Origin of the sequence: Actinomadura sp. 9N407 (assembly GCF_044326315.1) — a bacterium.
GTDB lineage: Bacteria > Actinomycetota > Actinomycetes > Streptosporangiales > Streptosporangiaceae > Spirillospora.
Map to the genome: position 1 here is coordinate 526,223 of NZ_JBIRAW010000002.1, position 23,699 is coordinate 549,921.

Below are 23,699 nucleotides of genomic sequence, written 5' to 3' on the forward strand. Positions count from 1 at the left end.
CACGGCGTGTTCGGGGGATGTCCCACCGTGCCTCCTGTCCATCGTCGTGCAACGCCTGCGTCGGCCACACACTGTGTCGGCCTCACACTGAGTCGGCCACACACACTGTCACGTGCGTGTCGTCGAGTGCCTATTGTTTCGGACGGCATGAACATCGACCTTCCCGGCACCGCGAGTACCTCCGGCTGGCCGGCTCCCGGCTGCCCCTGCGCATCCTGCGGGCGGCTGCGTACCGGCGGTGTCCGGTACGAGCCGTTCCGCGTCCGCATCGACGGCGTCGCCCTGCACGACTGCGTCCAGGACGAGATCCCCGGCGGCCTCGACGTCCGCGGACCGAACGGGGGCCGGCTGCTGATCGCCGATCCGGACGGCCGCCCCGAGCCGCGGACCGTGTACGACGCCGTACTGCTGGACCTGATCGGCTGCCCCGACCACCTGGGACGCCTCCGCGATCTGGGCGCGGTGAGATCCCACACGGAGATACGCGCGATCCACCTGGACCACCGGATCCGCTCCCCACAGGAGTTGGAGCGGCGTCTCGCCTACTGGCTCGCGCCCCGCGAGGGTCCGCATCGCACGCTGCTGCTGGGCGGGACACGTTCCGGCAAGTCGGCGGAGGCCGAGCTTCGCCTGATGGCGTGCCCGGACGTCACGTACCTGGCGACGAGCGCGCCGCGTACCGACGCCGAGTGGGCCGACCGCGTCGAAGCCCACCGGCGGCGCCGCCCGTCCTGGTGGAAGACCATCGAAACGATCGCCCTGCCCGAGGCCCTGCGATCCGCCCAGGGCGCCGTGCTCGTGGACGGCATCGGCACCTGGCTCGCGGCGGCCGTCGACGAGGCGAACGCCTGGGACGACCCGTACTCGATCCGGCCACGCCTGGAGGAACTGATCGACGCCTGGCGCACCACGCCCGCCCGGGTCATCGCGGTCAGCGACGAGGTCGGCCTGTCGCTGGTCCCCACGACCTCGTCGGGACGGGCGTTCCGCGACCTGCTCGGCCATCTCAACCAGGGCCTGGCCGCCGAATCGGAGGAGGCCGCGCTCGTGGTGGCCGGCCGGGTCATGGAGCTGCCGTGATCGCCGGACTCCGCCTCTCGGTCTCGCTGCTGACCATCGTCCCGGTGCGGGCCACCGGCACCGGCCGGGACGCCGCCCGCCAGGCCATGCTGCTGGCCCCGGTCATCGGCCTGATCGTCGGCGCCGCCGCGGCGATCCCGCTGCTGCTGGGGCCGCTCGGCCTTGATCCCCTCCCCCGCGCGGTGCTCGCCGTCGCGGCCATGGCGTTGATCACTCGTGCCCTGCATCTGGACGGCCTGGCCGACCTCGCCGACGGCCTGGGCAGCGGCCGTCCGCCCGAAGAGGCGCTGGCCGTGATGAAGCGGTCCGACATCGGCCCGTTCGGCGTCGTGACCCTGCTGCTGGCCCTGCTGCTCCAGGTAGCCGCCCTGGCGGCCACGCCCGACGCGGCGGCCGCCGTACTGATCGCCGCCGTGACCGGGCGGCTGGTCCTGGCCTGGGCCTGCCGGTCCGGTGTCGCCTCGGCCCGTCCCGGCGGACTGGGCGCGCTGGTGGCCGGAACGATCTCCACCCGCGCCGCCCTGGCCGCCACGGTCCTGGTCCTGATGGCCGCAGCCGCCACCGGCGCTGCCTTCGACCTCGGCGCCCTCCGCGCCGTCCTGGCCGTACTGGCGGCCCTCGCGGTCGCCCTCCTCATGCTCCGCCACGCCACCCGGCGTCTGGGCGGGGTCACCGGCGACGTCTTCGGCGCCCTGGTCGAGCTGGCCACGACCACGACCCTCGTCGTGCTTTCCACCGCCTGAGCCCTCGCCACCGCCGAGTCCTCGCCAGCGCCTGGGCGGAGGTTCAGGCGGCGGTCTCGCGCTCCCGCAGGGAGTTGAGGAGGGCGGCGCCGCGCTCGGCGTCGTCCACGCTGACCGCGAACCGGTCGTCGCCGGCGCCGTACTGGACGACCAGGCACTCGCCCTTGCGCAGCATGACCGTCGTGCCCTGCCCGCTGATCCGGTAGCCCCAGCCGCCGACCTGGGCGGGACGGCGCTGCTCCGCCCAGGCGGTGGAGACCGACTCCAGCGGGATCCGCCGGACCGGACGGCCGAGCGGGCCGAAGGCCACGGCGAGGCCGCGGGCGTCCACGGTCACCTGGGCCGAGGACAGCGTGAGGCCGACCAACCCCACGGCGGACAGTCCCAGCAGCGGCCCGGCCAGCGGCCAGCCCGGGGTGAGCGGCTCGGGCAGCAGGACGACGAGCAGCGCGCCGATCGCGCCCGCCACGGCGAGCAAGCCCCCGGCCAGGAACGCCCAGCGGCTGCGCACGTACCCGATCCAGACGGGACGCTGCCCCTCGCGCACGCCCTCCCGCAGCCGCGGCGCCTCGCCGGGCGGCCGATCCACCTGGTCGGCGCCGGTGCTGCCGACCAGCCAGCCGATGAGGCCGATCACCGCGGCGCCCCCGATCGCCACCAGGATCACCCCGGGACCGAGGTCGGCGGCCTGCCGGTACGAGTCGCGGTCGAGGTTGGCGCGCAGGGTGCCGGCGATCATGGCCGCGGTCACCCCGGCGCCGAAGCCGAGGGTCGCGCCGGCCATGCCCCGTACGCGGCGGCGGCCCCAGCCGGACAGGCCGACCGCCACCGCGCACGCGCAGAAGACCAGCCAGGTCGCGGCGCAGACCAGGGTCCAGGCGGTGAACGAGGAGTGCCCGTCGGGGACGCCCGCGCCGCTCCAGTGCGTGGCCAGCGGGTCGGGCAGGCGGTCCCGCAGCGCCAGCGGCGCGATCGGGATCAGCGCGGACCCCGCCAGGGCGGCGGCGCCGGCGACCAGGAACAGGGGCCGTCGGGAGGTCATGGTCGTACTCCTTCGATCATCGCCGTACTCCTTCGATCATCGTGACGAGTTCGGCACGGGTGACGCCCAGCCGCTCGGCGTCGGCGACCAGCTCGCGTACGCGTTCGGTCAGCTCGCCCGTCTCGGGACGGGCCGCGACCCGGATCCCCCGCCCCCGGCGGAAGTCCAGCAGACCCTCGTCCCGCAGCTGCCGTAACGCGCGCAGGACGGTGTTGGGGTTGATGTCGAGCGCGGTGGCGAGCTCGCGTGCGGGGGGCACGCGCTCGCCCGGCGCGCACTCGCCGGTGGCGATCGCGCGCCGGATCGCCGCGGCCACCTGCTCGTGCAGGGCGCGCGGATCGTCGTCGGTGAGTCGCAGCAGCATGATGCTAATGACACTAGCACCATTAGCTTCATATGGGCTCCGAACCGGCTCCAGTACGGCTTCGTACCGGCGCCGCCACGCCGCCCGGACGGCCGTCCGCGGCCGGTCACGAAGCCGTCCGCGGTGGCGTTGCGGGAGGTAAGGCTTGCTCCAAAAGGGCGAAACCGGTCAGCCGTAGGACTAACATCGGGCTACGTGACGAGCATCAGCCTGGACAGCGCAGACCCCGCCACTCTCGACGTCGACGCGATCATCATCGGCGTCGCTCCCGCCGGCTCGGATCCGGGCTCCGGCACGGGTGCGCGGCCTCGCGCGGAGAACGCCGCCGGCCTCGACCAGGCCCTCGGCGGCCGGCTCGCCGAGGCGCTCGCGGCGCTGGGCGCCACCGGCAAGGCCGGCGAGATCACCAAGCTTCCGACACTGGGCGCCGTGCCCGCCTCCGTCGTGGTGGCGGTCGGGCTGGGCGAGTCCCCCGACGCCGAGGCCCTGCGCCGGGCCGCGGGCGCGGGCGTGCGGGCGCTGGCGGGCACCGCCAAGGTCGCGGTCGCGCTGCCCGCCGCCTCCTCCGAGGAGATCGAGGCCGTCGCGCTGGGCGCGCTGCTGGGCAACTACAGCTTCGGTACGTACCGCACCGGCGAGCAGAAGGAGCCGGTCGCGGAGATCACCGTCCTCGGCGACGCGGGCGATGCCTCCGTCGAGCGCGCGCGCACGCTGGCCGACTCCATCTCGCTGGCCCGCGACCTGGTCAACACCCCGCCGTCGGACCTCGTCCCCGAGGACCTGGCCGGCGCGGCCGAGCGGGTCGCCGGCGAGACCGGGCTGGCCATCGAGGTCCTGGACGAGAAGGCGCTGGTCGAGGGCGGCTACGGCGGCATCGCCGGGGTCGGGCAGGGCTCGGTCAACCCGCCCCGCCTGGTGCGGCTCTCCTACACCCACGCCGAGGCGGCCAAGACGCTCGTCCTGGTGGGCAAGGGCATCACGTTCGACTCCGGCGGCCTGTCACTCAAGCCCGCCGAGGCGATGGACTGGATGAAGTCCGACATGGGCGGCGCCGCCGCGGTGCTCGGCGCGATGGCCGCCATCGCCGGGATCGCCCCCAAGGTGAACGTGGTCGGCTACCTGGCCATCGCCGAGAACATGCCGAGCGGCACCGCGCAGCGCCCGTCCGACGTGCTGCGGATCTACGGCGGCAAGACCGTCGAGGTCCTCAACACCGACGCCGAGGGACGGCTCGTCCTGGCCGACGCCCTGGTCCGGGCGGGCGAGGACTCCCCCGACCTGATCGTGGACGTGGCCACGCTGACCGGCGCGCAGCTGGTCGCGCTCGGTACCCGGACCACCGGAGTCATGGCCAACGACGACGGCGTCCGTGAGAAGGTGGTGGCGGCGGCCGACCGTGCCGGGGAGCAGTCCTGGGGGATGCCGCTGCCGGCGGAGCTGCGCAAGGGGCTCGACTCCGCGGTGGCCGACATCGCCAACATCAGCGGCGAGCGCTGGGGCGGCATGCTGGTGGCGGGCGTGTTCCTCAAGGAGTTCGTCCCCGACGGCGTCCGCTGGGCCCACCTCGACATCGCCGGTCCCGCGTTCAACAAGGGCGAGCCGTACGGCTACACCCCCAAGGGCGGCACGGGAGCCGCGACACGTACGTTGGTGCAGATCGCCGAGGATCTCGCTGCCGGGATTCTCTAGCGACCGGCCGGCGTTGACCCGGCTGGACGGGCGAAGTGGTTCCCCGGCACCGTCCGGGGCACCATGAGTCCGGGGCACATGAGTCCGGGACAGCATGGGTCCGGGGCACCATGAGGAAGCGCGAGACGGGAAAAGGGAGCGTCCAGTGGCCAACAGCGGCCCCTTCGACATCGTCGTCCTAGGTGGTGGCAGCGGCGGTTACGCGTGCGCGCTGCGAGCGGCCGAGCTCGGCCGCTCCGTCGCGCTGATCGAGCGCGACGTGCTCGGTGGTACCTGCCTCAACCGGGGATGCATCCCCACCAAGGCGTTGCTGCACGCCGCGGAGGTCGCCGACCAGACCCGCGCGGCGGCGACGTTCGGGATCAAGGCCAGTTTCGAGGGCATCGACGTCGCGGGCGTCAACGCCTACAAGGACAAGATCGTCTCGGCCACGGTCAAGGGCCTGACCGGGCTGATCAAGTCCAAGGGCATCACGGTCATCGAGGGCGAGGGCCGGGTGGCCGGGCCCGACGCGGTGACCGTCACGGCCGCCGACGGCGGCACGAGCACGGTCGAGGGCGCGCATCTGGTGCTGGCCACCGGATCGCGGCCCAACAGCCTGCCCGGGCTGGCGATCGACGGCGAGCGGATCATCTCCAGCGACCACGCGCTCAAGCTGGAGCACGTGCCCGGCTCGGTGGTCGTCCTCGGCGGCGGCGTGATCGGCGTGGAGTTCGCCAGCGTCTGGCGCTCGTTCGGCGCCGAGGTCACGATCGTCGAGGCGCTGCCGCACCTGCTGCCGCTGGAGGAGGAGTCCAGCTCCAAGCGGCTGGAGCGCGCCTTCCGCAAGCGCGGGATCAAGTACGAGCTGGGCACCCGGTTCCAGGAGGCCAAGACGACCCAGGGCGGTGTCGCGGTCACGCTGGAGAACGGCAGGACGATCGACGCCGAGCTGCTGCTGGTCGCCGTCGGCCGCGGGCCGGTCTCCGAGGATCTGGGCCTGGACGCCGCGGGCGTCGAGACCGAGCGCGGGTTCGTCAAGGTCGACGAGTTCTGCCGCACGAACGTCCCGACGATCTCGGCGGTCGGCGACCTGATCCCGACGCTGCAGCTCGCGCACGCCGGCTTCGCCGAGGGCATCCTGGTGGCCGAGCGGCTCGGCGGGCTCAGCCCGGCGCCGATCGACTACGCCGGGGTCCCCCGGATCACCTACTCCGACCCCGAGGTCGCCTCGGTGGGCCTGACCTCCGCGATGGCCCGCGAGCGCGGGCACGAGATCAACGAGGTCAGCTACGATCTGGCCGGGAACCCCAAGAGCAAGATCTTGGGGACGCAGGGCGAGATCAAGGTGATCGCCGCCGTGGACGGCCCCGTCCTCGGCGTCCACATGGTCGGGGCCCGCGTCGGCGAACTGATCGCGGAGGGCCAGCTCATCTACAACTGGGAAGCGCTCCCCGCGGAGGTCGCCCAGCTGATCCATCCCCACCCGACACAATCCGAAGCGCTCGGCGAGGCACACCTGGCGCTCGCCGGCAAGCCATTGCACGTGCACGGCTGAACGCCGGTACGGGAAACATCTCTAAAGGAGTCGCTGAGAGCCATGCCGGTCTCCGTCACTATGCCCCAGCTCGGCGAGAGCGTCACCGAGGGCACCGTCACCCGCTGGCTGAAGAAGGAGGGTGAGCACGTCGAGACCGACGAGCCGCTTCTCGAAGTATCGACCGACAAGGTCGACACCGAGATCCCCTCCCCCGCTTCGGGCACCCTGACCAGCATCAAGGTCGCCGAGGACGAGACCGTCGAGGTCGGCGCCGAACTGGCGATCATCGGCGAGGGCGGGGAGTCCGCACCGGCCCCCGCCGCGCCGCAGGAGCAGGCGCCCGCGCCGCAGGAGGCGGCTCCGCAGGAGCAGCCGACCTCGCAGCCGGCACCGCAGGCCGAGGCGCCCGCCCCGGCGCAGCCGGAGCCGCAGGGCCCGCCGCCGTCGGCGTGGCCGCCGCCGGCCGCTCCGCAGCAGCCTTCGCCGCCCGCCCCGGCGCCCGCTTCGCAGGAGCAGGCGGCCCCGGCACCCGCACCCGCACCCGCCGCGGCCCCGTCCGGTGACGGCCCGTACGTGACCCCGCTGGTGCGCAAGCTCGCCTCCGAGCACGACGTCGACCTGAGCACCGTCAAGGGCACCGGCGTCGGCGGCCGCGTCCGCAAGCAGGACGTGCTGGAGGCCGCCCGCGCCGCCCAGCAGGCCGCCCCGGCCCCCGCGGCCCCGGCCCAGGCACCCGCTCCGGGCGGTGCCGCTCCGGCCGGTGCCCCGGCTCCGGCCGCGGCCCCGTCCGCGCCGCGCCGTACGGCTCCGGCGACCGCCCCGGCCGAGCAGATCGCGCTGCGCGGCAAGACCGAGAAGATGAGCCGCATACGGCAGACCATCGCCCGCCGGATGGTCGAGTCGCTGCAGGTCTCGGCCCAGCTCACCACCGTGGTCGAGGTCGACATGACCAAGGTCGCGCGGCTGCGCGACCGGGCCAAGGCCGACTTCCTGGCCCGCGAGGGCGTGAAGCTGTCGTTCATGCCGTTCTTCGCCCAGGCGACGGTCGAGGCGCTCAAGGTCCACCCCAAGCTCAACGCGGTCATCAACAGCGAGACCAACGAGGTCACCTACCACGACGTGGAGAACCTCAGCCTCGCCGTCGACGTCCCCGAGCGCGGGCTGATGGTCCCGGTCATCCACAACGCCGGCCAGCTCAACCTGGGCGGCCTCGCCCAGCGGATCGCCGATGTGGCCGAGCGGACCCGCACCAACAAGGTCAGCCCGGACGAGCTGGCGGGCGGCACGTTCACGCTGACCAACACCGGCAGCAGGGGCGCGCTGTTCGACACCCCGATCCTCAACCAGCCGCAGGTCGGCATGCTCGGCACCGGCTCCGTCGTCAAGCGCCCCGCCGTCATCGACGACCCCGACCTGGGCGAGGTCATCGCGGTCCGCTCGATGTGCTACCTGGCACTGAGCTACGACCACCGCCTCATCGACGGCGCCGACGCGGCCCGCTTCCTGGGCACGATCAAGCACCGTCTCGAGGAGGGCAACTTCGAGTCCGAGCTCGGCCTCTGAGCCGCGTTCGAGCCTGACGGGCCCTCACCCGGATCGAAGAACCCCGCCGCTCCCCCGGGAACGGCGGGGTTCTCCCGTTCCCGGCATGGCCCGTTCTAGGGTGTGGAGCATGAAGGTGATCGTGTCCGGCGCGAGCGGGTTGATCGGGACGGCTCTGGTGCGGAGCCTGCGGCTCGACGGGCATCAGGCCGTACGCCTCGTACGGCGCGCGCCCCAAGGCGCGGACGAGGCGCGCTGGGACCCGCGCGGCGTGGTCGACCATGGCGCCCTCGAAGGGGCCGGCGCCGTCGTCCATCTGGCCGGGGCCGGCGTGGGCGACCGGCCGTGGACGGCGGCGCGCAAGCGGCTGATCCGCGAGAGCCGGATCGCGGGTACGCGGACGCTTGCCGAGGCCGTCGCGCAGGTCAGGCCGGGCGTGTTCGTCTCGGGGTCGGCGATCGGCTTCTATGGCGACACCGGCGACCGGGAGGCCGACGAGTCCGCGGAGCTGGGCAAGGGATTCCTCGCCGAGCTGGTACGCGACTGGGAGGCCGCGGCGGCTCCGGCGGCGGGCGCGGGCGTACGGGTCGTCCACCCGCGCACGGGCGTCGTGCTCGCGCCCCGTGGCGGGCTGCTCGGCCGCACCCTCCCCCTGTTCAAGCTCGGGCTCGGCGGGCCGCTCGGGAACGGGCGCCAGTGGCTCAGCTGGATCACGCTCCACGACACCGTCGCCGCGCTGCGCCACCTGATCGAGCGCGACATCGAGGGCCCCGTGAACGTCGTGGGGCCGAGGCCGGTCACCAACGCCGCGTACACCAAGGCGCTAGGCCGGGCCCTGCACCGCCCGGCGGTGATACCGGTGCCCGCGTTCGCGCTGCGGGCGGCGTTGCGGGGCTTCGCGGACGAGGGGCCGCTGATCAGCCAGCGGGTCGTGCCGCGGCGGCTGGAGGAGAGCGGGTTCTCCTTCGCCCACCCGGAGATCGGCGGCGCCCTGGACTCCGTCCTGAAGGAGCGCTGAACGCCGTCCCGGAGCAGCGCCGAACCGGCGCTGCCAAGAATCATCAAAGTCACCCTCCGCTCCCGCCCATGGCCGTACGGTGACGACATGAGCACCGACGGACAGCCCCACATCCTGGCCATCGGCGGCGGGGACTTCGTCCCCGACGACCGCGACGGGATGATCCCGAGTCCCCTGATGCGCTACGCCTTCGACCTGACCGGGCAGGACCGACCCCGGGTCTGCTTCCTCGCCACCGCGACCGGCGACGACCAGGCCCGGATCGGGCGCGCGTACGCGGCGTTCGCGCGGACCGACGCCGAGGTCAGCCACCTGGCGCTCTTCCCGATGCCCAACATCGCCGACATCCGCGCCCACCTGCTGGCCCAGGACCTGGTGTACGTGTTCGGCGGCAGCGTGGCCAACCTGCTGGCGGTCTGGCGGACGCACGGGCTCGACGAGATCCTGCGCGAGGCGTGGACGGCGGGCGTGGTGCTGGCCGGGCAGAGCGCGGGCGCGCTGTGCTGGCACGTGGGCGGCAACACCGACTCGTTCGGGCCGCAGCTCCAGCCGACGACCGACGGGCTCGGCTTCCTGCCGTACTCCTGCGGCGTCCACTACGACAGCGACAAGCAGCGGCGCCCGCTGCTGCAGCAGCTCGTCGGGGAGGGCACGCTGCCCGGCGGGTACGCGGCCGACGAGGGCGTCGCGCTGCACTACGTGGGCACCGAGTTCGTCCAGGCGGTCTCGTACGTCAAGACGGCCGGGGCCTACCGGGTGGAGCCGGACGGGCCGGGCACCGCCAAGGAGTACCGGATCGACCCGAGGCTGCTCGCGTCCCTCTGAGGGGCGGATGTGCGGTTTGAGCAGGTGTGCGGCATAAGCTGGACGGCGTGAGCGACGTGGAGGTACGCGCCCAGGCGCGTGAGCTGGTGTTCGTGCACGCGGGGTTCGGCACCGCGGCGGTCCCCTACGAGGACGGCTGGGCCCTGCAGCGGCGCACGCACGAGCGGCGCGTGAACGACGAGATCCCCGACACCGTCCTGCTGCTGGAGCACGAGCCCGTCTACACGGCGGGCAAGCGCACCGAACCCCTCGACCGCCCGTTCGGCGACCCGGGCGCCCCGGTGGTGGACGTGGACCGGGGCGGCAAGATCACCTGGCATGGTCCCGGGCAGCTCACCGGCTACCCGATCGTCCGGCTGGCCGACCCGGTCGACGTGGTCGCGTACGTGCGGCTGCTGGAGCGGATGATGATGGACGTCTGCGCCGAGTTCGGGCTGCCGACCGCCACGGTCGAGGGGCGCAGCGGGCTGTGGGTGACCGGGACCCCCGACCGCAAGATCGGTTCGATCGGGATCCGGGTCTCGCGCGGGGTGGCGATGCACGGCTTCATGCTCAACTGCGATACCGACATGAGCTGGTTCGACCGGATCGTTCCGTGCGGGATCCGGGACGTGGGCACCACCTCGCTCAGCGCGGAGCTGGGCCGCCGGATCACGGTGGCCGAGGTGACGCCCATCGTGGAACGGCATCTGGCCAAGGTCCTGGGCGCGCCGGAGTACGTCCACCGCACCACCGCCCAGCTCGGCGGCCGGGCCACCGGCGCCTAGCCGGGCTCTGCCCCGCTTAGCCGCGCTCGGCCATCACCTTGTAGAGCGCCTGGCCCTCGTCGGACGCGGCCCGGAAGAAGCGGGTCAGCCCGTCGTAGGCGGGCTTCAGCGCCACGGCGTCGGGCTTGAGCGCGGCCGCGTCCTGGACGCCGGCGGCGGCCATCGCGGCCGGGTCGTACCGTTCGGCGATGCTCCCGTACGGGGTACCGGCCAGATGGTCGGCGGCGGACTTCACCCGGTCGGGGGCCAGGTAGATCACGTCCAGGCCCAGCTCGGCCGCGCCGTCCTCGGTGAGCAGCCGGCCGCCGCAGACCACGTCGGCCTCCGGCGGGCGCCCGTCCCACGGGTCGCCGGTGATGAGGAAGTGCAGCGCCTGCCAGCCGCCGCCGAGGTCGAGGACCTGCGGGGCGGGCTGCCGGCGCCGCCAGTCGGAGGCACCGAAGATCAGGCGGGCGATCGCGCCCGGATCCTGCTCCCCCTCCAGCACGGGCGGCACCCTGAGGTACGACATGGCCAGGCCCACGGTGGATCCTCCTGCGAAGGGCTCTTGTACGACGACAGGGAGTCACCATAGGAGATCGGGTGGTGTCCAGGGGAGAAAACCGATATCGGCCTGGTTGCGAACGTGTGATCTTGACCGCCGATGCGGGGGCACCGGTCAACCGGACGTAACCTGGACACGTGACTACGGTGACACCTGAGGGGCGCAGGCTCCTACGCGTTGAAGCCCGCAACAGCCAGACCCCCATCGAGCGCAAGCCCGACTGGATCAAGACTCGGCTGAAAATGGGACCTCAGTACCGAGAGCTCACCAAGCTGGTGAAGTCCGAGGGCCTGCACACGGTGTGCCAGGAGGCCGGCTGTCCCAACATCTACGAGTGCTGGGAGGACCGCGAGGCCACGTTCCTCATCGGCGGCGACCAGTGCACCAGGCGCTGCGACTTCTGCCAGATCGACACCGGCAAGCCCGCCGCGCTCGACCGCGACGAGCCGCGCCGGGTGGCCGAGTCGGTGGCGACGATGGGCCTGCGGTACGCCACCATCACCGGGGTCGCCCGCGACGACCTGGAGGACGGCGGAGCCTGGCTGTACGCCGAGACCGTCCGGCAGATCCACGCGGCGGTGCCCGGCTGCGGCGTCGAGCTGCTGATCCCCGACTTCAACGCGGTGCCCGAGCAGCTGGCCGAGGTGTTCGGCTCGCGGCCCGAGGTGCTGGCGCACAACGTCGAGACGGTGCCCCGGATCTTCAAGCGGATCCGTCCCGGGTTCCGGTACGAGCGCTCGCTCGAGGTCATCACCCGCGCCCGCGAGGACGGCCTGGTCACCAAGTCCAACCTCATCCTCGGCATGGGCGAGACCCGCGAGGAGGTCTCCGCTGCGCTGCGCGACCTGCACGAGGCGGGTTGCGAGCTGATCACGATCACCCAGTACCTGCGGCCCTCCCCGCGGCACCACCCGGTGGAGCGCTGGGTCAAGCCCGAGGAGTTCGTGGAGCTGTCGGCCGAGGCCGAGGAGATCGGCTTCACCGGGGTGATGTCCGGCCCGCTGGTGCGCTCCAGCTACCGCGCCGGCCGCCTCTACAAGCAGGCCATCGAGGCCCGTACCGGCTGATTTCCCGTCCCCGGCCACGGACACCGTGGCCGGGACGTGGCCCAACCGGACTATCCTTATAGGCATGTCGAAAAAGCCCACGGACGGAGCCCAGGAGCGTCCGGGCCGCCTCAAGCAGATCCGCATGGTCGCCCAGATGCTCCGCAAGGCCGACCCGAAGGCCCTGCCGATCGTGTTGGGCGCCGCGATCGGCACGCTGGTCGTCGTCATCCTGATCGGCCTGGTCATCGGCCAGACGTGGTTCTTCATCCCGCTGGGGGTGCTGGCCGCGATCGCCGTGGGCATGATCGTGTTCGGTCAGCTGGCCCAGCGCGCGCAGTACAAGGTGATCGCCGGGCAGCCGGGCGCCGCCGCCGCGATCCTGAAGAACATGCGCGGCGGCTGGACGATCACCGAGGCGGTCAGCGGCAACCGCAACCTGGACATGGTGCACCGCGCGGTCGGACGGCCCGGCGTCGTGCTGGTCTCCGAGGGCCCGCGCAACCGGGTGGGGCCGCTGCTGGGCGCGGAGAAGAAGCGCATCTCCCGCGCGGCCCAGCAGGTCCCGATCTACGACGTGCAGGTCGGCGACGACGAGGGCCAGATCCCCGTCGGCAAGCTGCAGCGGCACCTGATGAAGCTGCCGCGCAACCTCACCAAGGGCCAGGTCGCCGAGCTGAACGACCGGCTGCAGGCCCTCCCGCGCAACATGCAGATGCCCAAGGGCCCGATGCCCAAGGGCGCCAGAATGCCCAAGAGTCCCAAGCCGAAATCTCGTTAAGACCCGGCCCACGGTGCTCGCCTGGCGGCTCGCACCGTGACCGTGCCTTGTGCGAGCGCGGCATCGCTTCGCGATCTGGCCGGGTGAGGCTCGCCTCCGGCGTCGCCTCACCCGGCCAGGTAACGCGCTCGCGCGGTGGCTGAGCCAAAAGAAAGCGCCCGTCGCCGGGCGCTTTTCTGTATGAACGGGCCTTTGGCTCAGGTCATGGGCACCGGCTAGTTGTTCACGACGATCGTGTTGGCGGCGCGGTCGTGCATGCCGCGGTAGTCGCGGTCCCAGATCAGCGCCGGGACGACCAGCAGGACGAGGGCCGTACGGGCCAGCGCCCACACCGGGCCGACCGGGCGGCCGTCGAGGCGGGCCACCCGGATCCTGGTCAGCCGCTTGCCGATGGTGGTGCCGAGCAAGCCGATCAGCAGCCAGATCTGGACACCGAAGATCACCAGCGTCCACATGCTGCGCTGCGGGGGCGACCACTCCAGGAGCCGGGTCAGGAAGCTCGCGATGAGCAGGGACACGCCCCAGTCGATGAACAGGGCCAGGAGCCGGCGGCCGTAGCCCGCCGCCGCGCCGCTGCCCTTCTCCGGCAGGCCGAGCCGCTCCCCCGGATAACCGAGGTCGGCCCCGGCCGCGCGCGCGCCGCCCAGCCACGTCTGCGTCCACCGCTGGCCCTGGGGCTGGGGCTGGCGCTCCTTACCGGTGCTCATGACCATACGTTATCCGGTCCCTGGACACGGGCTTACCCGGGTCGGGGCACAGGCCCTTGGTGACGTGACGCAAAGCACAGAGTGATGCGTAACACAGTCGAAACATATGAGACACGGCCGGGAAACGGCCGCTCCCTAGGCTGCCAGGAGCCAAAGAGCGCCCCAAGGAGGCTGGATGTTCAGCAGCGCCGATGAGGTCCTGAGCTTCATCAGGAACGAAGGTGTGCGATTCGTCGACTGTCGGTTCGTTGACCTGCCGGGCAAGATGCAGCACTTCACGTTCCCCGTGGAGAGCTTCGGCGAGAGCGTCTTCACCGAGGGGCTGATGTTCGACGGGTCGTCGGTCCGCGGATTCCAGGAGATCCACGAGTCCGACATGCTCCTGCTCCCGGATCCGAGCACCGCCGTGCTCGACCCGTTCCGGCAGCACAAGACGCTGATCCTGAACTTCTTCGTGCACGACCCGCTCACCGGCGAGGCCTACAGCCGGGACCCGCGCAACGTCGCCAAGAAGGCGCAGGACTACCTGCGCGGTACGGGGATCGCCGACACCTGCTACTTCGGTCCCGAGGCCGAGTTCTACATCTTCGACGACGTCCGCTTCGAGACCAAGGAGAACGCGGGCTACTACTTCCTGGACTCGATCGAGGGCGCCTGGAACACCGGCCGCGAGGAGGCGGGCGGCAACCTCGGCGCCAAGCCCCCGTACAAGGGCGGCTACTTCCCGGTCCCCCCGATGGACCACTACACCGACCTGCGCTCGGAGATGGTCTCCCAGCTGATCGCCTCCGGCATCCAGGTCGAGATGCAGCACCACGAGGTCGGCACGGCGGGCCAGGCGGAGATCGACTTCCGCTTCGACACGCTGCTGAAGACGGCCGACAACCTGATGCTCTACAAGTACATCGTGAAGAACGTCGCCCGCGCCGAGGGCAAGACGGTGACGTTCATGCCCAAGCCGATCTTCGGTGACAACGGCTCGGGCATGCACTGCCACCAGTCGCTGTGGAAGGACGGCTCGCCGCTGTTCTACGACGAGGTCGGCTACGCCGGGCTGTCGGACAACGCGCGCTACTACATCGGCGGCCTGCTCCGGCACGCGCCGTCGCTGCTGGCGTTCACCAACCCGACGGTCAACTCGTACCACCGCCTGGTGCCGGGCTTCGAGGCGCCGGTCAACCTGGTGTACTCGCAGCGCAACCGGTCGGCCTGCATCCGGGTGCCGATCACCGGCTCCAACCCGAAGGCCAAGCGGATCGAGTTCCGGGTCCCCGACCCGTCCTGCAACCCGTACCTGGCGTTCTCGGCGATGCTGATGGCCGGCCTGGACGGCATCAAGAACAAGATCGAGCCCGCCGAGCCGGTGGACAAGGACCTCTACGAGCTGCCGCCCGAGGAGGCCCGCGCGATCCCGCAGGTGCCCGGCTCGCTGGAGGGCGTGCTCGTCTCGCTGGAGGCCGACCACGACTACCTGCTGGAGGGCGGCGTCTTCACGCCGGACCTGGTCGAGACGTACATCGCGATGAAGCGCGAGTTCGAGATCGACCCGATCCGCCTCCGGCCGCACCCGCACGAATTCGAGCTCTATTACGACATCTAGTACGACATCTAGGCCACCGGGCCCACCGGGGAGCCCCGCCGCCTGTTCCAGGGCGGCGGGGCTCCGCCGTGTCGCCGGGCGGGAAGAACGCGGGGCGCCCCTGCTGCGATGATCGAACCTGCGGAACGATCACCGTGACGAATGAAGGAGCTCCCATGACCGCCGTGAACGTGCAGCGGACCGAGGACGGTTTCGAGGCCACCAACGACCGCGGGGCGCGGGTGGCGATCGGCTCGCCCGACGAGGAGGGCGTGTTCTCGCCCGTGGAGCTGCTGCTGGCGGCGCTGGGCGGGTGCGAGCTGGTCACGGTGGAGCCGCTGACGGCCAAGCGCGGGCACCGGCTGGTGCGGCTGGCGGCGACCGTACGGGCCGACAAGATCGCGACCAGCACGCTCGGCACGATCACGATCGAGTACGACGTGGAGCTGCCGGAGGGGGACGAGAAGGCGGCGGAGGTGTTCCAGGCGGTGGCCCGCCGGGTGAACGAGCGGTACTGCACGGTCGGGAACGCGCTGAAGAACCCGATGGAGGTCGAGCAGCTCCTGCCGTAGACCGCGCTTGTCCTAAGTGCAGGTCGTGCCGTTGCGCGGGACCTTGCCCTCCAGCAGGTAGGCGTCAACGGCCCGGCGTACGCAGGCGTTGCCCGTGTCGTACGCGCCGTGCCCTTCCCCCTTGAGGGTGAGGAGTGTGGCCTTTCCGCCGAGTTCCTTCGTCAGGGCCGGGGCCCAGGCGTACGGGGTGGCAGGATCGCCGGTGTTGCCGATGACCAGGATGGGGGCGGCGCTTGGGGCGCTCACCTCGCCTGCCTTGGCGTCGCCCCGTACCGGCCAGCCCGCGCATTGCAGCAGTCCCCAGACCATCGAGGGTCCGAACACCGGCGAGGCCTTCCTGAACCGGGGCAGCAGCCGCCGCACGTCCCCCGCCGTCGGGCGCTCGGGGGTGTCGGCGCAGGTGATCGCGGTGTTGGCGGCCACCGAGTTGGTGTAGCGGCCGTCCGGCCGGCGGCCGAGCTGGAGGTCGGCGAGGGCGAGCAGGGTACTGCCGTCCTCGGCCTCGGCGGCCTCGGTCAGCCCGTCCCGGAGCACGTGCCACAGCTCCTTGGAGTAGAGCGCCGCCATGACGCCGGTGACGCCGAGGCTCTGGGTGAGCCGCCGCCCTCCCGGGTCGTCGGTGCGCAGCGGTGCGGTGTCCAGGCCGCCCAGCAGCCCGCCCACGGCGCCGACGACCTGGTCCTTGCTGCGGCCGAGCGGGCAGGCGGTGTCGCCCTGCGTGGCGCAGTGCGCGGCGAAGGCGCCGAGGGCGCGCTCGAACGCGGCGGTCTGCTGGAGGTCCAGGTCGATCTCGCTGATCTCGGTGTCCACGGCGCCGTCCAGGACGGCCCGTCCGACGTCGCCCGGGGTCCGGTGGGCGTAGGCGCCGCCGAGCCACGTCCCGTACGAGATCCCGAAGTAGTGCAGCCGGGCGTCGTCCAGCGCCATCCGGATCACGTCCAGGTCGCGGGCGGCGGAGTCCGTCCCCACGTGCGGCAGGAGCTTGCCGGCGTGCCGGCCGCACCCTGTGCTGTACGAGAGGCGCGCGTCGACGAAGGCCCGTTCCTCGGCGGCGTCGTCGGGCGAGTCGTCCATGGCGGCGAGCCCGTCCATCCGGCGGTCGTCCACGCAGGTGACCGGGGAGCTGCGGCCCACCCCGCGCGGGTCGAAGCTCACCAGGTCGTACCGGGTCCGCAGGTTCTTGTAGTGGTCGAGGGACCCGGCGAGCATGTCGACGCCCGCGGCGCCCGGCCCGCCGAAGTTGAACACCAGCGAGCCGATCCGGTCGCCGTCGCCGGTGGCCCTGGCTCTGATCAGCGCGATGCGGATCGTGTCGCCGCCGGGCTCGCCGTAGTCGAGGGGCACCGTGACGCTGGAGCATTCCAGGCTCGCCGGCCGCGCGGCGGTCGGGGCCGGCGAGGCCGTGGGCAGGTCGCGGCAGGGACCCCAGGTCGGCCGCTGGCCGGTGATGGAGACCGGCAACCCGTGGCCGCGGCCCGTGTCCGGCAGGCTGCCGGCGCCGTCGGAGCAGCCGCCCGAGCCGAAGGCGAGGCCGCACGCGGTCAGGACCGTGAGAATGATCTCCCTCCGCGCCATCGCCCCTCCGCTCCGATCGCGGGGGGACGTCCCGGGCCTACCCATCGTCCTGGAGGACGATGCCTGCCCCCACCCTGACCTTGGTCTACTCCGGAACCCTGAGATCCATCCCCCGAAAGACCGGGGACGGCGTCAGGGTCGTACTCCTCAGGTCTGAGACGAAGACCGTTCGGTGCGGTGATCTCAAACGGACGGTCGCGCGGCAGAGTTACGAGCATGGCGCAAACCGCCCCGCCGGCCCCCCACAGCCGCACCGACCAGGCCCGCCGCGCCATCCCGCGGCGGGACACCCGCCTTCCCCTTCCCCGGGCGCTGACCGCGCCCCCGCTCTGGCGCGAACTGCTGCTCATCGCGTTCTTCTATGCCGCTTATACGCTGACGCGCATCGTGCTGGTTCAGGACGGCACCGGCACGGCCTTCGCGAACGCCGACCAGATCCTCGGACTGGAACGGCTCATCGGCATCGACATCGAACTGGGCATGAACCAGGCGCTGCTGTCGGTGCCCTGGCTGGCGCGTACCGCCAACGTCTTCTACGCCACCGCGCACTTCGGGGTGACGCTCGTCGTGGTGGTGTGGCTCTACCGGAGCCGCCCGCACGACTACCGCTGGCTGCGTACGGGGCTCATGTCGGCCACCGGGCTCGCGCTGATCGGCTACTGGCTCTACCCGCTCGCGCCGCCGCGCTTCCTGCACGACGAGGGCTTCGTCGACCCGGTCACCGCGCTGCACTCGATGGGCCTGTACGCCAGCGACGCGTCCGCGACGTTCACCAACCAGTACGCGGCGATGCCGTCGATGCACGCCGGCTGGGCGCTGTGGTGCGGGTTCGTGCTGGTCCGGCTGGCCTCCCGGCGCTGGATCAAGGTGCTGGGGGTGCTCTACCCGCTCGCCACGGTCGCGGTCATCCTGGCCACCGCCAACCACTACCTGCTGGACGCGGTCATCGGGTTCGCCCTGATCGGCGCCGCGCTGGGCCTGTCCTGGCTGCTCTACCACCGCTACCCGGCCCAGCTGAAGCGGCTGGGTGCGCAGGCGGCGGGCCTGGCGCTGCAGCGGGTCGTGTTCCTGCTGATCGTGCCGCCGGGCTCGCGGCTGCGTGAACGGTTCGCGCCCGCCCGGCGCACCCGGGCGACCCACATACCGGTCCCGCCACCGCTACCGTCTCCGGAGACCCTCGGGGGCGTCTCCGGAGACCGCGCCGAACGGCCGTCCCGCGTACCCGATCAGGTGACGCCGTAGAAGACGCGGTCGACGACGGCCCTGGCCCGGCGGGCGTGCCGGCGGTAGTCCTCCAGCAGGTCGCCCGTACCGGGGTAGCCCAGGACGCGGGTGACGGCGCTGCGCTCGTGGTGGTGGTCGGTGGGGAGCAGGTCCGAGGCGCGCCCGCGTACGAGCATCACGGTGCCCCGGATGCGTGTCGCCAGCTGCCACGCCTCCGACAGCACCGCCACGTCGTCGGCCTCCAGCAGCCGCGCCGCCTCCGCCGCCTCAAGGGCGGCCAGCGTACGCGTCGTACGCAGCGCCGGGACGTCGTGCCCGTGCCGCAGCTGGAGCAGCTGGGCGACCCACTCCACGTCCGACAGGCCGCCCGGGCCGAGCTTGGTGTGCAGCCTCCGGTCGACGCCGCGGGGCAGCCGTTCGGACTCCATCCGCGCCTTCAAGCGCCGGATCTGCCGTACGGCGTCGTCCCCGATGCCGTCCTCGGGCCAGCGGACCGGGTCGATGAGGGCGCGGAAGCGCTCGCACAGCTCCGGATCGCCGATGATCGGGTCGGCGCGCAGCAGCGCCTGGCTCTCCCAGGGCGCCGACCAGCGCGCGTAGTACGCGGCGTACGAGGCCAGCGTGCGCACCAGCGGCCCCTGGCGGCCCTCGGGCCGCAGGTTGGGGTCGATCTCCAGGGGCGGGTCGGGGGCGGGCAGCGCCAGCAGCCTGCGCAGCTCCTCGGCGACCGCGTGCGCGACCCGTCCCGCCTCGCGCTCGTCGGCGCCGGGCAGCGGATCGTGCACGAACATCACGTCGGCGTCGCTGCCGTAGCCGAGCTCGTGGCCGCCGAAGCGGCCCATCGCCACCACCGCCAGCCGGGTCGGCAGTGGCTCCCCGCGGTCGAGCTCGATCTTGGCGGTCGCGGCCCGCAGCGCGGCCTCGATGGTGACGGCGGCGATGTCGGTCAGCGCCTCCCCGATCGCGCTGACGTCGGCCAGGCCCAGCAGGTCGGCGACGGCCACCCGGAACAGCTCCCGGCGGCGCAGGCCCCGGACGACCGCGACGGCGTCCTCGGCGGTGCCCTTGGCGCCTGCGGCGGGCTCGCTGCGGCGGCGCACGGCGGCGAGGGCCTCGGTACGCAGCGACTCGTACGGGCGCGGGGTGAGCTCGGCGGAGTCGCCCAGCATCGTCACGGCCTCGGGGGCGCGCAGCAGCAGGTCGGTGGCGTAGCGGCTGGAGCCGAGCACCCACGCCATCCGTTCGGCGACGGTCACCTCGTCGCGCAGCAGCCGCAGGTACCACGGGGTGGTGCCGAGGGCGTCGCTCACCTGGCGGAAGCCGAGCAGGCCCGCGTCGGGGTCGGGCGCGTCGGCGAACCAGCCCAGCATCACCGGCAGCAGCGTCCGCTGGATGGCCGCGCGCCGCGACACCCCCGAGCTGAGCGCCTCGATGTGGCGCAGCGCCCCGGCGGGGTCGCTGTAGCCGAGCGCCACCAGACGGGTGCGGGCGGCCTCGGGAGTGAGCCGCGCCTCCTGTCCGGGGAGCCGGGCCACGGCGCGCAGCAGCGGGCGGTAGAAGAGCTTCTCGTGGATGCGGCGGACCTCGCGGGCGTGCCGCCGCCACAGTGCGGTGAACTCCCCGACCGGCTCGGTGCGCAGGCCCAGGGCCCGGCCGAGGCGGCGCAGGTCGGCGGGGTCGTCCGGGACCATGTGGGTACGGCGCAGCCGGTGCAGCTGGACCAGGTGCTCCACCCGGCGCAGGAACCGGTACGCCGAGGCGAGCGCGGCGGCGTCGTCGCGCCCGACGTACCCGCCCTCCGACAGCGCGGTCAGCGCCCCCAGCGTGCTGGAGGCGCGCAGTGACTCGTCCGTACGGCCGTGCACGAGCTGGAGCAGCTGGACGGCGAACTCCACGTCCCGCAGGCCACCCGGGCCGAGCTTCAGCTGGCGCTCGGCCTCGGGGTTGCGCTGGTTGAGATGGGCCTCCACCCGGCGCCGCATGCCCTGGACGTCCTCGACGAAGCGCTCCCCCGCCGCCGCCTTCCAGATGAGCGGCGTGATCGTGGCGAGGTAGCGGGCACCGAGCTCGGCATCCCCGGCCACCGGGCGCGCCTTGAGCAGCGCCTGGAACTCCCACGTCTTGGCCCAGCGCTCGTAGTAGGCGCGGTGGCTGGCCAGGGTCCGGACGAGCGGCCCGGCCTTGCCCTCGGGACGGAGGTTGGCGTCCACCTCCCACAGGGCGCCCTCGGACGTGGTGGCCGAGCAGGCCCGCATCATGGCCGACGCCAGGCGGGAGGCGGTCCGCAGCGCGGCGTCCTCCCCCTCGTCCTGGCCCGCGTCGTGGCCCGTGGCGTGGCCCGTGTCATGGCCCGTGTCCCGGCCCGTGGCGCCGGCCGCGCCCTCCCGGGCCTCCGCCACGAAGATCACGTCCACGTCGCTGACGTAGTTGAGCTCCCGGCCGCCGCACTTGCCCATGCCGATCACCGCGATCCGGCAGGTCTCGTGCTCGGGGACCTCGGCGCGGGCGATGGCCAGCCCCGCCTCCAGCGCCGCGGCGGCCAGGTCGGCCAGCTCGGCCGCCACCTCCGCGACACCGGCCACGCCGGTCAGGTCGCGGCCCGCCAGCGCCAGCAGATGCCGCCGGTACTCGGCCCGCAGCGCCAGCAGTGTGTCGGGTTTTGTGTTCCCTGACCCCGTGCTTGCTGACCCCGTGCTTGCTGACCCCGTGCTTGCTGACCCCGTGCTTGCTGAGCCCGTGCCGCCTGACCCGGTGCCCCCTGCGTGCGTGGGACGCGCCACCGGCTCGGCCGCCGCCGGATCGGCCCCCACGGCAGTCAGCAGCGCCGCGCGCAGCAGCATCGGCCGCGCCTCCGGACTGGCCTCCGTGGCTTCCGTGGCTTCCGTGGCTTCCGTGGCCCCGAGGACCTTCGGGGCGCCCGGGTGCACCGTTCCATCCTCGCCGAGCGCCCGCCAGTGGTCGGGATGGCGGGCGAGATGATCGCCGAGCGCCGCGCTCACCCCGAGCACCGCCGGCAGCCGGTCGCGGACCGCGCCGTCCTTGCGCAGCGCCGCGCGCAGCTCGCCGCCCTGGCCGGCCGCGTCCGCCGCCGCCAGCAGCCGCAGCAGGCCGTCCAGCGCGAGGTCGGGATCGGCGGTACCGCCCAGGGCGTCCAGCACGTCGTCGTCCGGCGCGGTGCCCGCCTCCCGCCCGGCCGCCAGCAGCGCCCGCTCGGCGCGGCCGGCGTCGGTGAATCCCAGCCTGGCCAGGCGGCCGGTCAGGGAAGGGCGGCGTTCGGGTGTCCACGGCTCGCTCACGGCCTCAACCGTAATCCGGGCGGGCCCGCCACCGAGCGCGAACCGGGCGGCGAACGGTCTCGATTTCGCTGCGTTACCCTCACCGCCCCGCCCACCAGGCGTTATGACGTCCAGGCCCGATGGCGTCTGGCCGGTTCCGGCGCCTAAAGGACGGCCAGCATCCGCTTCCGCTCGAACTCGGTGACCTGGCGGCGGTACTCCTCCCACTCCGCGCGCTTGTTGCGCAGGAAGAAGTCGAAGACGTGCTCGCCCAGCACGTCCGCCATCAGCTCGCTGCGCTCCATCGCGTGGATGGCCTCGTCCAGGCTCTGCGGGAGCGGCTCGATGCCCAGCGCGCGGCGCTCGGCGGACGTCAGCGCCCACACGTCGTCCTCGGCGCCCGGGGGCAGCTCGTACCCCTCCTCGATGCCCTTGAGGCCGGCGCCCAGGATGGCCGCGAACGCCAGGTAGGGGTTGGCCGCGGTGTCCAGGGAGCGGAACTCGATCCGGGTCGCGTGCCCCTTCTGCGGCTTGTACATCGGGACCCGGACCAGCGCGGAGCGGTTGTTGTGGCCCCAGCAGATGTAGGACGGGGCCTCGCCGCCGGCACCCGCCGTCGAGCCGACGCCGCCCCACAGCCGCTTGTACGAGTTGACGAACTGGTTGCAGACGGCCGTGATCTCGGCCGAGTGCCGCAGCACGCCCGCGATGAACGCGCGGCCGACCTTGGACAGCTGGAACTCGGCGCCCGGCTCGTAGAAGGCGTTGCGGTCGCCCTCGAACAGCGACATGTGGGTGTGCATGCCCGAGCCCGGGTGCTCGGTGAACGGCTTGGGCATGAAGGAGGCGAACACGCCCTGCTCCAGGGCGACCTCCTTCATGATCAGCCGGAACGTCATGATGTTGTCGGCCGTGGTGAGCGCGTCGGCGTACCGCAGGTCGATCTCCTGCTGGCCCGGGGCGCCCTCGTGGTGGCTGTACTCCACCGAGATGCCCATCGACTCCAGCATCATGATCGCGTTGCGCCGGAAGTCGTGCCCGGCGCTGTGCGGGGTGTGGTCGAAGTAGCCGCCCGAGTCCACCGGCTCCGGCACCCGCCCGTCCTCGGGCTTGTCCTTGAGCAGGAAGAACTCGACCTCGGGATGGGTGTAGAAGGTGAAGCCGAGATCGGCGGCCCGGGCCAGCGCGCGCTTGAGCACGTACCGGGGGTCGGCGAAGCTGGGCGTGCCGTCGGGCATCAGGATGTCGCAGAACATCCGGCCGACGCCCGGCGCCTCGCTGCGCCAGGGCAGCACCTGGAACGTGGCGGGGTCCGGCTTGGCGATCATGTCGGCCTCGTAGACCCGGGCGAAGCCCTCGATCGCCGAGCCGTCGAACCCGATGCCCTCCGCGAACGCCCCCTCCAGTTCGGCGGGCGCGACCGCCACCGACTTCAGGAACCCGAGCACGTCGGTGAACCACAGCCGGATGAAGCGGATGTCGCGCTCCTCCAGCGTGCGGAGCACGAACTCCTGCTGACGGTCCAAAGCCTTCTCCTCTGACGATGCCGTGCCTGCGGCGTACCCGTCGCCGGTGGTGCGGCGGGCGGGTGTTTCCGCAGGTGCCGACAGGCCTGCCTAGCCTGCAGTATGCCCCGCCGCTGTTACCGCGACGTTACGTACGACGGTCGCCGCTTCGGCCTGGAGCGAAACCGCTCATCACACCGTTCCAAACTCTGCCATACCCACCGGTGTGCCCCGCACGGGCGCCCGGCACGGGCCTTCACCACGGGCCTCCACCACGGGCCTCCACCACGGGCTCCCACCAC

The 23,699-nt window shown here is 72.5% G+C and carries 20 protein-coding genes; 13 read left to right on the forward strand and 7 right to left on the reverse strand.

What is annotated here, in order from left to right; all coding sequences use genetic code 11:
* Window positions 1-147: 147 nt before the first annotated feature.
* Both ACH34Q_RS05170 and ACH34Q_RS05175 read left to right on the forward strand, forming a co-directional pair.
* Window positions 148-1,080: a bifunctional adenosylcobinamide kinase/adenosylcobinamide-phosphate guanylyltransferase gene (locus ACH34Q_RS05170; RefSeq protein WP_395981559.1), complete on the forward strand. Its 933-nt coding sequence runs from the start codon at window positions 148-150 to the stop codon at window positions 1,078-1,080.
* Window positions 1,077-1,823 carry an adenosylcobinamide-GDP ribazoletransferase gene (locus ACH34Q_RS05175; RefSeq protein WP_395981560.1) on the forward strand — a complete coding sequence of 249 codons (747 nt, stop codon included), beginning with the start codon at window positions 1,077-1,079 and terminating at the stop codon, window positions 1,821-1,823. The genes ACH34Q_RS05170 and ACH34Q_RS05175 overlap by 4 nt, the downstream gene beginning before the upstream one ends.
* A 43-nt stretch (window positions 1,824-1,866) precedes the next feature.
* Here ACH34Q_RS05175 and ACH34Q_RS05180 read toward each other — a convergent pair whose 3' ends face one another.
* Entirely contained in the window at window positions 1,867-2,865 is a 999-nt protein-coding gene (locus ACH34Q_RS05180; protein ID WP_395981561.1) for a DUF1648 domain-containing protein, read from the reverse strand.
* A 16-nt stretch (window positions 2,866-2,881) separates the two neighbouring features.
* Window positions 2,882-3,229 carry a GntR family transcriptional regulator gene (locus ACH34Q_RS05185; RefSeq protein WP_395981562.1) on the reverse strand — a complete coding sequence of 116 codons (348 nt, stop codon included), beginning with the start codon at window positions 3,227-3,229 and terminating at the stop codon, window positions 2,882-2,884.
* 195 nt (window positions 3,230-3,424) lie between these two features.
* Between ACH34Q_RS05185 and ACH34Q_RS05190 the strand changes: the two genes are divergently transcribed.
* The 6 genes from ACH34Q_RS05190 (at window position 3,425) to lipB (ending at window position 10,589) form a co-directional block, all read left to right on the forward strand.
* Window positions 3,425-4,918, forward strand: a complete 1,494-nt coding sequence (locus ACH34Q_RS05190) for a leucyl aminopeptidase (RefSeq protein WP_395981563.1) — start codon at window positions 3,425-3,427, stop codon at window positions 4,916-4,918.
* Window positions 4,919-5,012: 94 nt separating this feature from the next.
* Window positions 5,013-6,455: a dihydrolipoyl dehydrogenase gene (gene lpdA, locus ACH34Q_RS05195; protein ID WP_395981564.1), complete on the forward strand. Its 1,443-nt coding sequence runs from the start codon at window positions 5,013-5,015 to the stop codon at window positions 6,453-6,455.
* A gap of 42 nt (window positions 6,456-6,497) precedes the next feature.
* A complete protein-coding gene (gene sucB / locus ACH34Q_RS05200; RefSeq protein ID WP_395981565.1) occupies window positions 6,498-8,000 on the forward strand; it encodes a 2-oxoglutarate dehydrogenase, E2 component, dihydrolipoamide succinyltransferase in 1,503 nt (500 codons plus the stop codon).
* A 109-nt stretch (window positions 8,001-8,109) separates the two neighbouring features.
* Entirely contained in the window at window positions 8,110-8,997 is an 888-nt protein-coding gene (locus ACH34Q_RS05205) for a TIGR01777 family oxidoreductase (protein WP_395981566.1), read from the forward strand.
* An 87-nt stretch (window positions 8,998-9,084) separates the two neighbouring features.
* Window positions 9,085-9,822 carry a Type 1 glutamine amidotransferase-like domain-containing protein gene (locus ACH34Q_RS05210; RefSeq protein ID WP_395981567.1) on the forward strand — a complete coding sequence of 246 codons (738 nt, stop codon included), beginning with the start codon at window positions 9,085-9,087 and terminating at the stop codon, window positions 9,820-9,822.
* A gap of 47 nt (window positions 9,823-9,869) precedes the next feature.
* Window positions 9,870-10,589 (forward strand): lipoyl(octanoyl) transferase LipB, encoded by a 720-nt coding sequence (gene lipB / locus ACH34Q_RS05215; protein ID WP_395981568.1) that lies wholly within the window; start codon window positions 9,870-9,872, stop codon window positions 10,587-10,589.
* 16 nt (window positions 10,590-10,605) lie between these two features.
* Here lipB and ACH34Q_RS05220 read toward each other — a convergent pair whose 3' ends face one another.
* Window positions 10,606-11,112: a DUF1877 family protein gene (locus ACH34Q_RS05220; RefSeq protein WP_395981569.1), complete on the reverse strand. Its 507-nt coding sequence runs from the start codon at window positions 11,110-11,112 to the stop codon at window positions 10,606-10,608.
* 158 nt (window positions 11,113-11,270) lie between these two features.
* Between ACH34Q_RS05220 and lipA the strand changes: the two genes are divergently transcribed.
* A complete protein-coding gene (gene lipA / locus ACH34Q_RS05225; protein ID WP_395981570.1) occupies window positions 11,271-12,200 on the forward strand; it encodes a lipoyl synthase in 930 nt (309 codons plus the stop codon).
* Between the two features lie 64 nt (window positions 12,201-12,264).
* Window positions 12,265-12,960 carry a DUF4191 domain-containing protein gene (locus ACH34Q_RS05230; protein ID WP_395981571.1) on the forward strand — a complete coding sequence of 232 codons (696 nt, stop codon included), beginning with the start codon at window positions 12,265-12,267 and terminating at the stop codon, window positions 12,958-12,960.
* 215 nt (window positions 12,961-13,175) lie between these two features.
* Here the strand turns inward: ACH34Q_RS05230 and ACH34Q_RS05235 are convergent, their stop codons facing one another.
* Window positions 13,176-13,667, reverse strand: coding sequence for an RDD family protein (locus ACH34Q_RS05235; protein ID WP_395981572.1), 492 nt, complete (start codon window positions 13,665-13,667; stop codon window positions 13,176-13,178).
* Between the two features lie 175 nt (window positions 13,668-13,842).
* Between ACH34Q_RS05235 and glnA the strand changes: the two genes are divergently transcribed.
* Together glnA and ACH34Q_RS05245 are read left to right on the forward strand one after the other, a co-directional pair.
* A complete protein-coding gene (gene glnA / locus ACH34Q_RS05240) occupies window positions 13,843-15,267 on the forward strand; it encodes a type I glutamate--ammonia ligase (RefSeq protein ID WP_395981573.1) in 1,425 nt (474 codons plus the stop codon).
* A gap of 155 nt (window positions 15,268-15,422) precedes the next feature.
* Complete coding sequence (locus tag ACH34Q_RS05245; protein WP_395981574.1) at window positions 15,423-15,818, forward strand: OsmC family protein; 396 nt, start codon at window positions 15,423-15,425, stop codon at window positions 15,816-15,818.
* A gap of 12 nt (window positions 15,819-15,830) precedes the next feature.
* Here ACH34Q_RS05245 and ACH34Q_RS05250 read toward each other — a convergent pair whose 3' ends face one another.
* Window positions 15,831-17,393: an alpha/beta hydrolase gene (locus ACH34Q_RS05250; RefSeq protein ID WP_395981575.1), complete on the reverse strand. Its 1,563-nt coding sequence runs from the start codon at window positions 17,391-17,393 to the stop codon at window positions 15,831-15,833.
* A 216-nt stretch (window positions 17,394-17,609) separates the two neighbouring features.
* Between ACH34Q_RS05250 and ACH34Q_RS05255 the strand changes: the two genes are divergently transcribed.
* Window positions 17,610-18,635, forward strand: a complete 1,026-nt coding sequence (locus ACH34Q_RS05255; RefSeq protein WP_395981576.1) for a phosphatase PAP2 family protein — start codon at window positions 17,610-17,612, stop codon at window positions 18,633-18,635.
* On the opposite strand, the gene ACH34Q_RS05260 is transcribed toward ACH34Q_RS05255, so the two are convergent.
* Both ACH34Q_RS05260 and ACH34Q_RS05265 read right to left on the reverse strand, forming a co-directional pair.
* Window positions 18,620-21,913 (reverse strand): bifunctional [glutamine synthetase] adenylyltransferase/[glutamine synthetase]-adenylyl-L-tyrosine phosphorylase, encoded by a 3,294-nt coding sequence (locus ACH34Q_RS05260; protein ID WP_395981577.1) that lies wholly within the window; start codon window positions 21,911-21,913, stop codon window positions 18,620-18,622. The two genes, ACH34Q_RS05255 and ACH34Q_RS05260, sit on opposite strands and share 16 nt — an antisense overlap.
* A gap of 143 nt (window positions 21,914-22,056) precedes the next feature.
* A complete protein-coding gene (locus tag ACH34Q_RS05265; RefSeq protein ID WP_395981578.1) occupies window positions 22,057-23,418 on the reverse strand; it encodes a glutamine synthetase family protein in 1,362 nt (453 codons plus the stop codon).
* Between the last annotated feature and the right edge of the window lie 281 nt (window positions 23,419-23,699).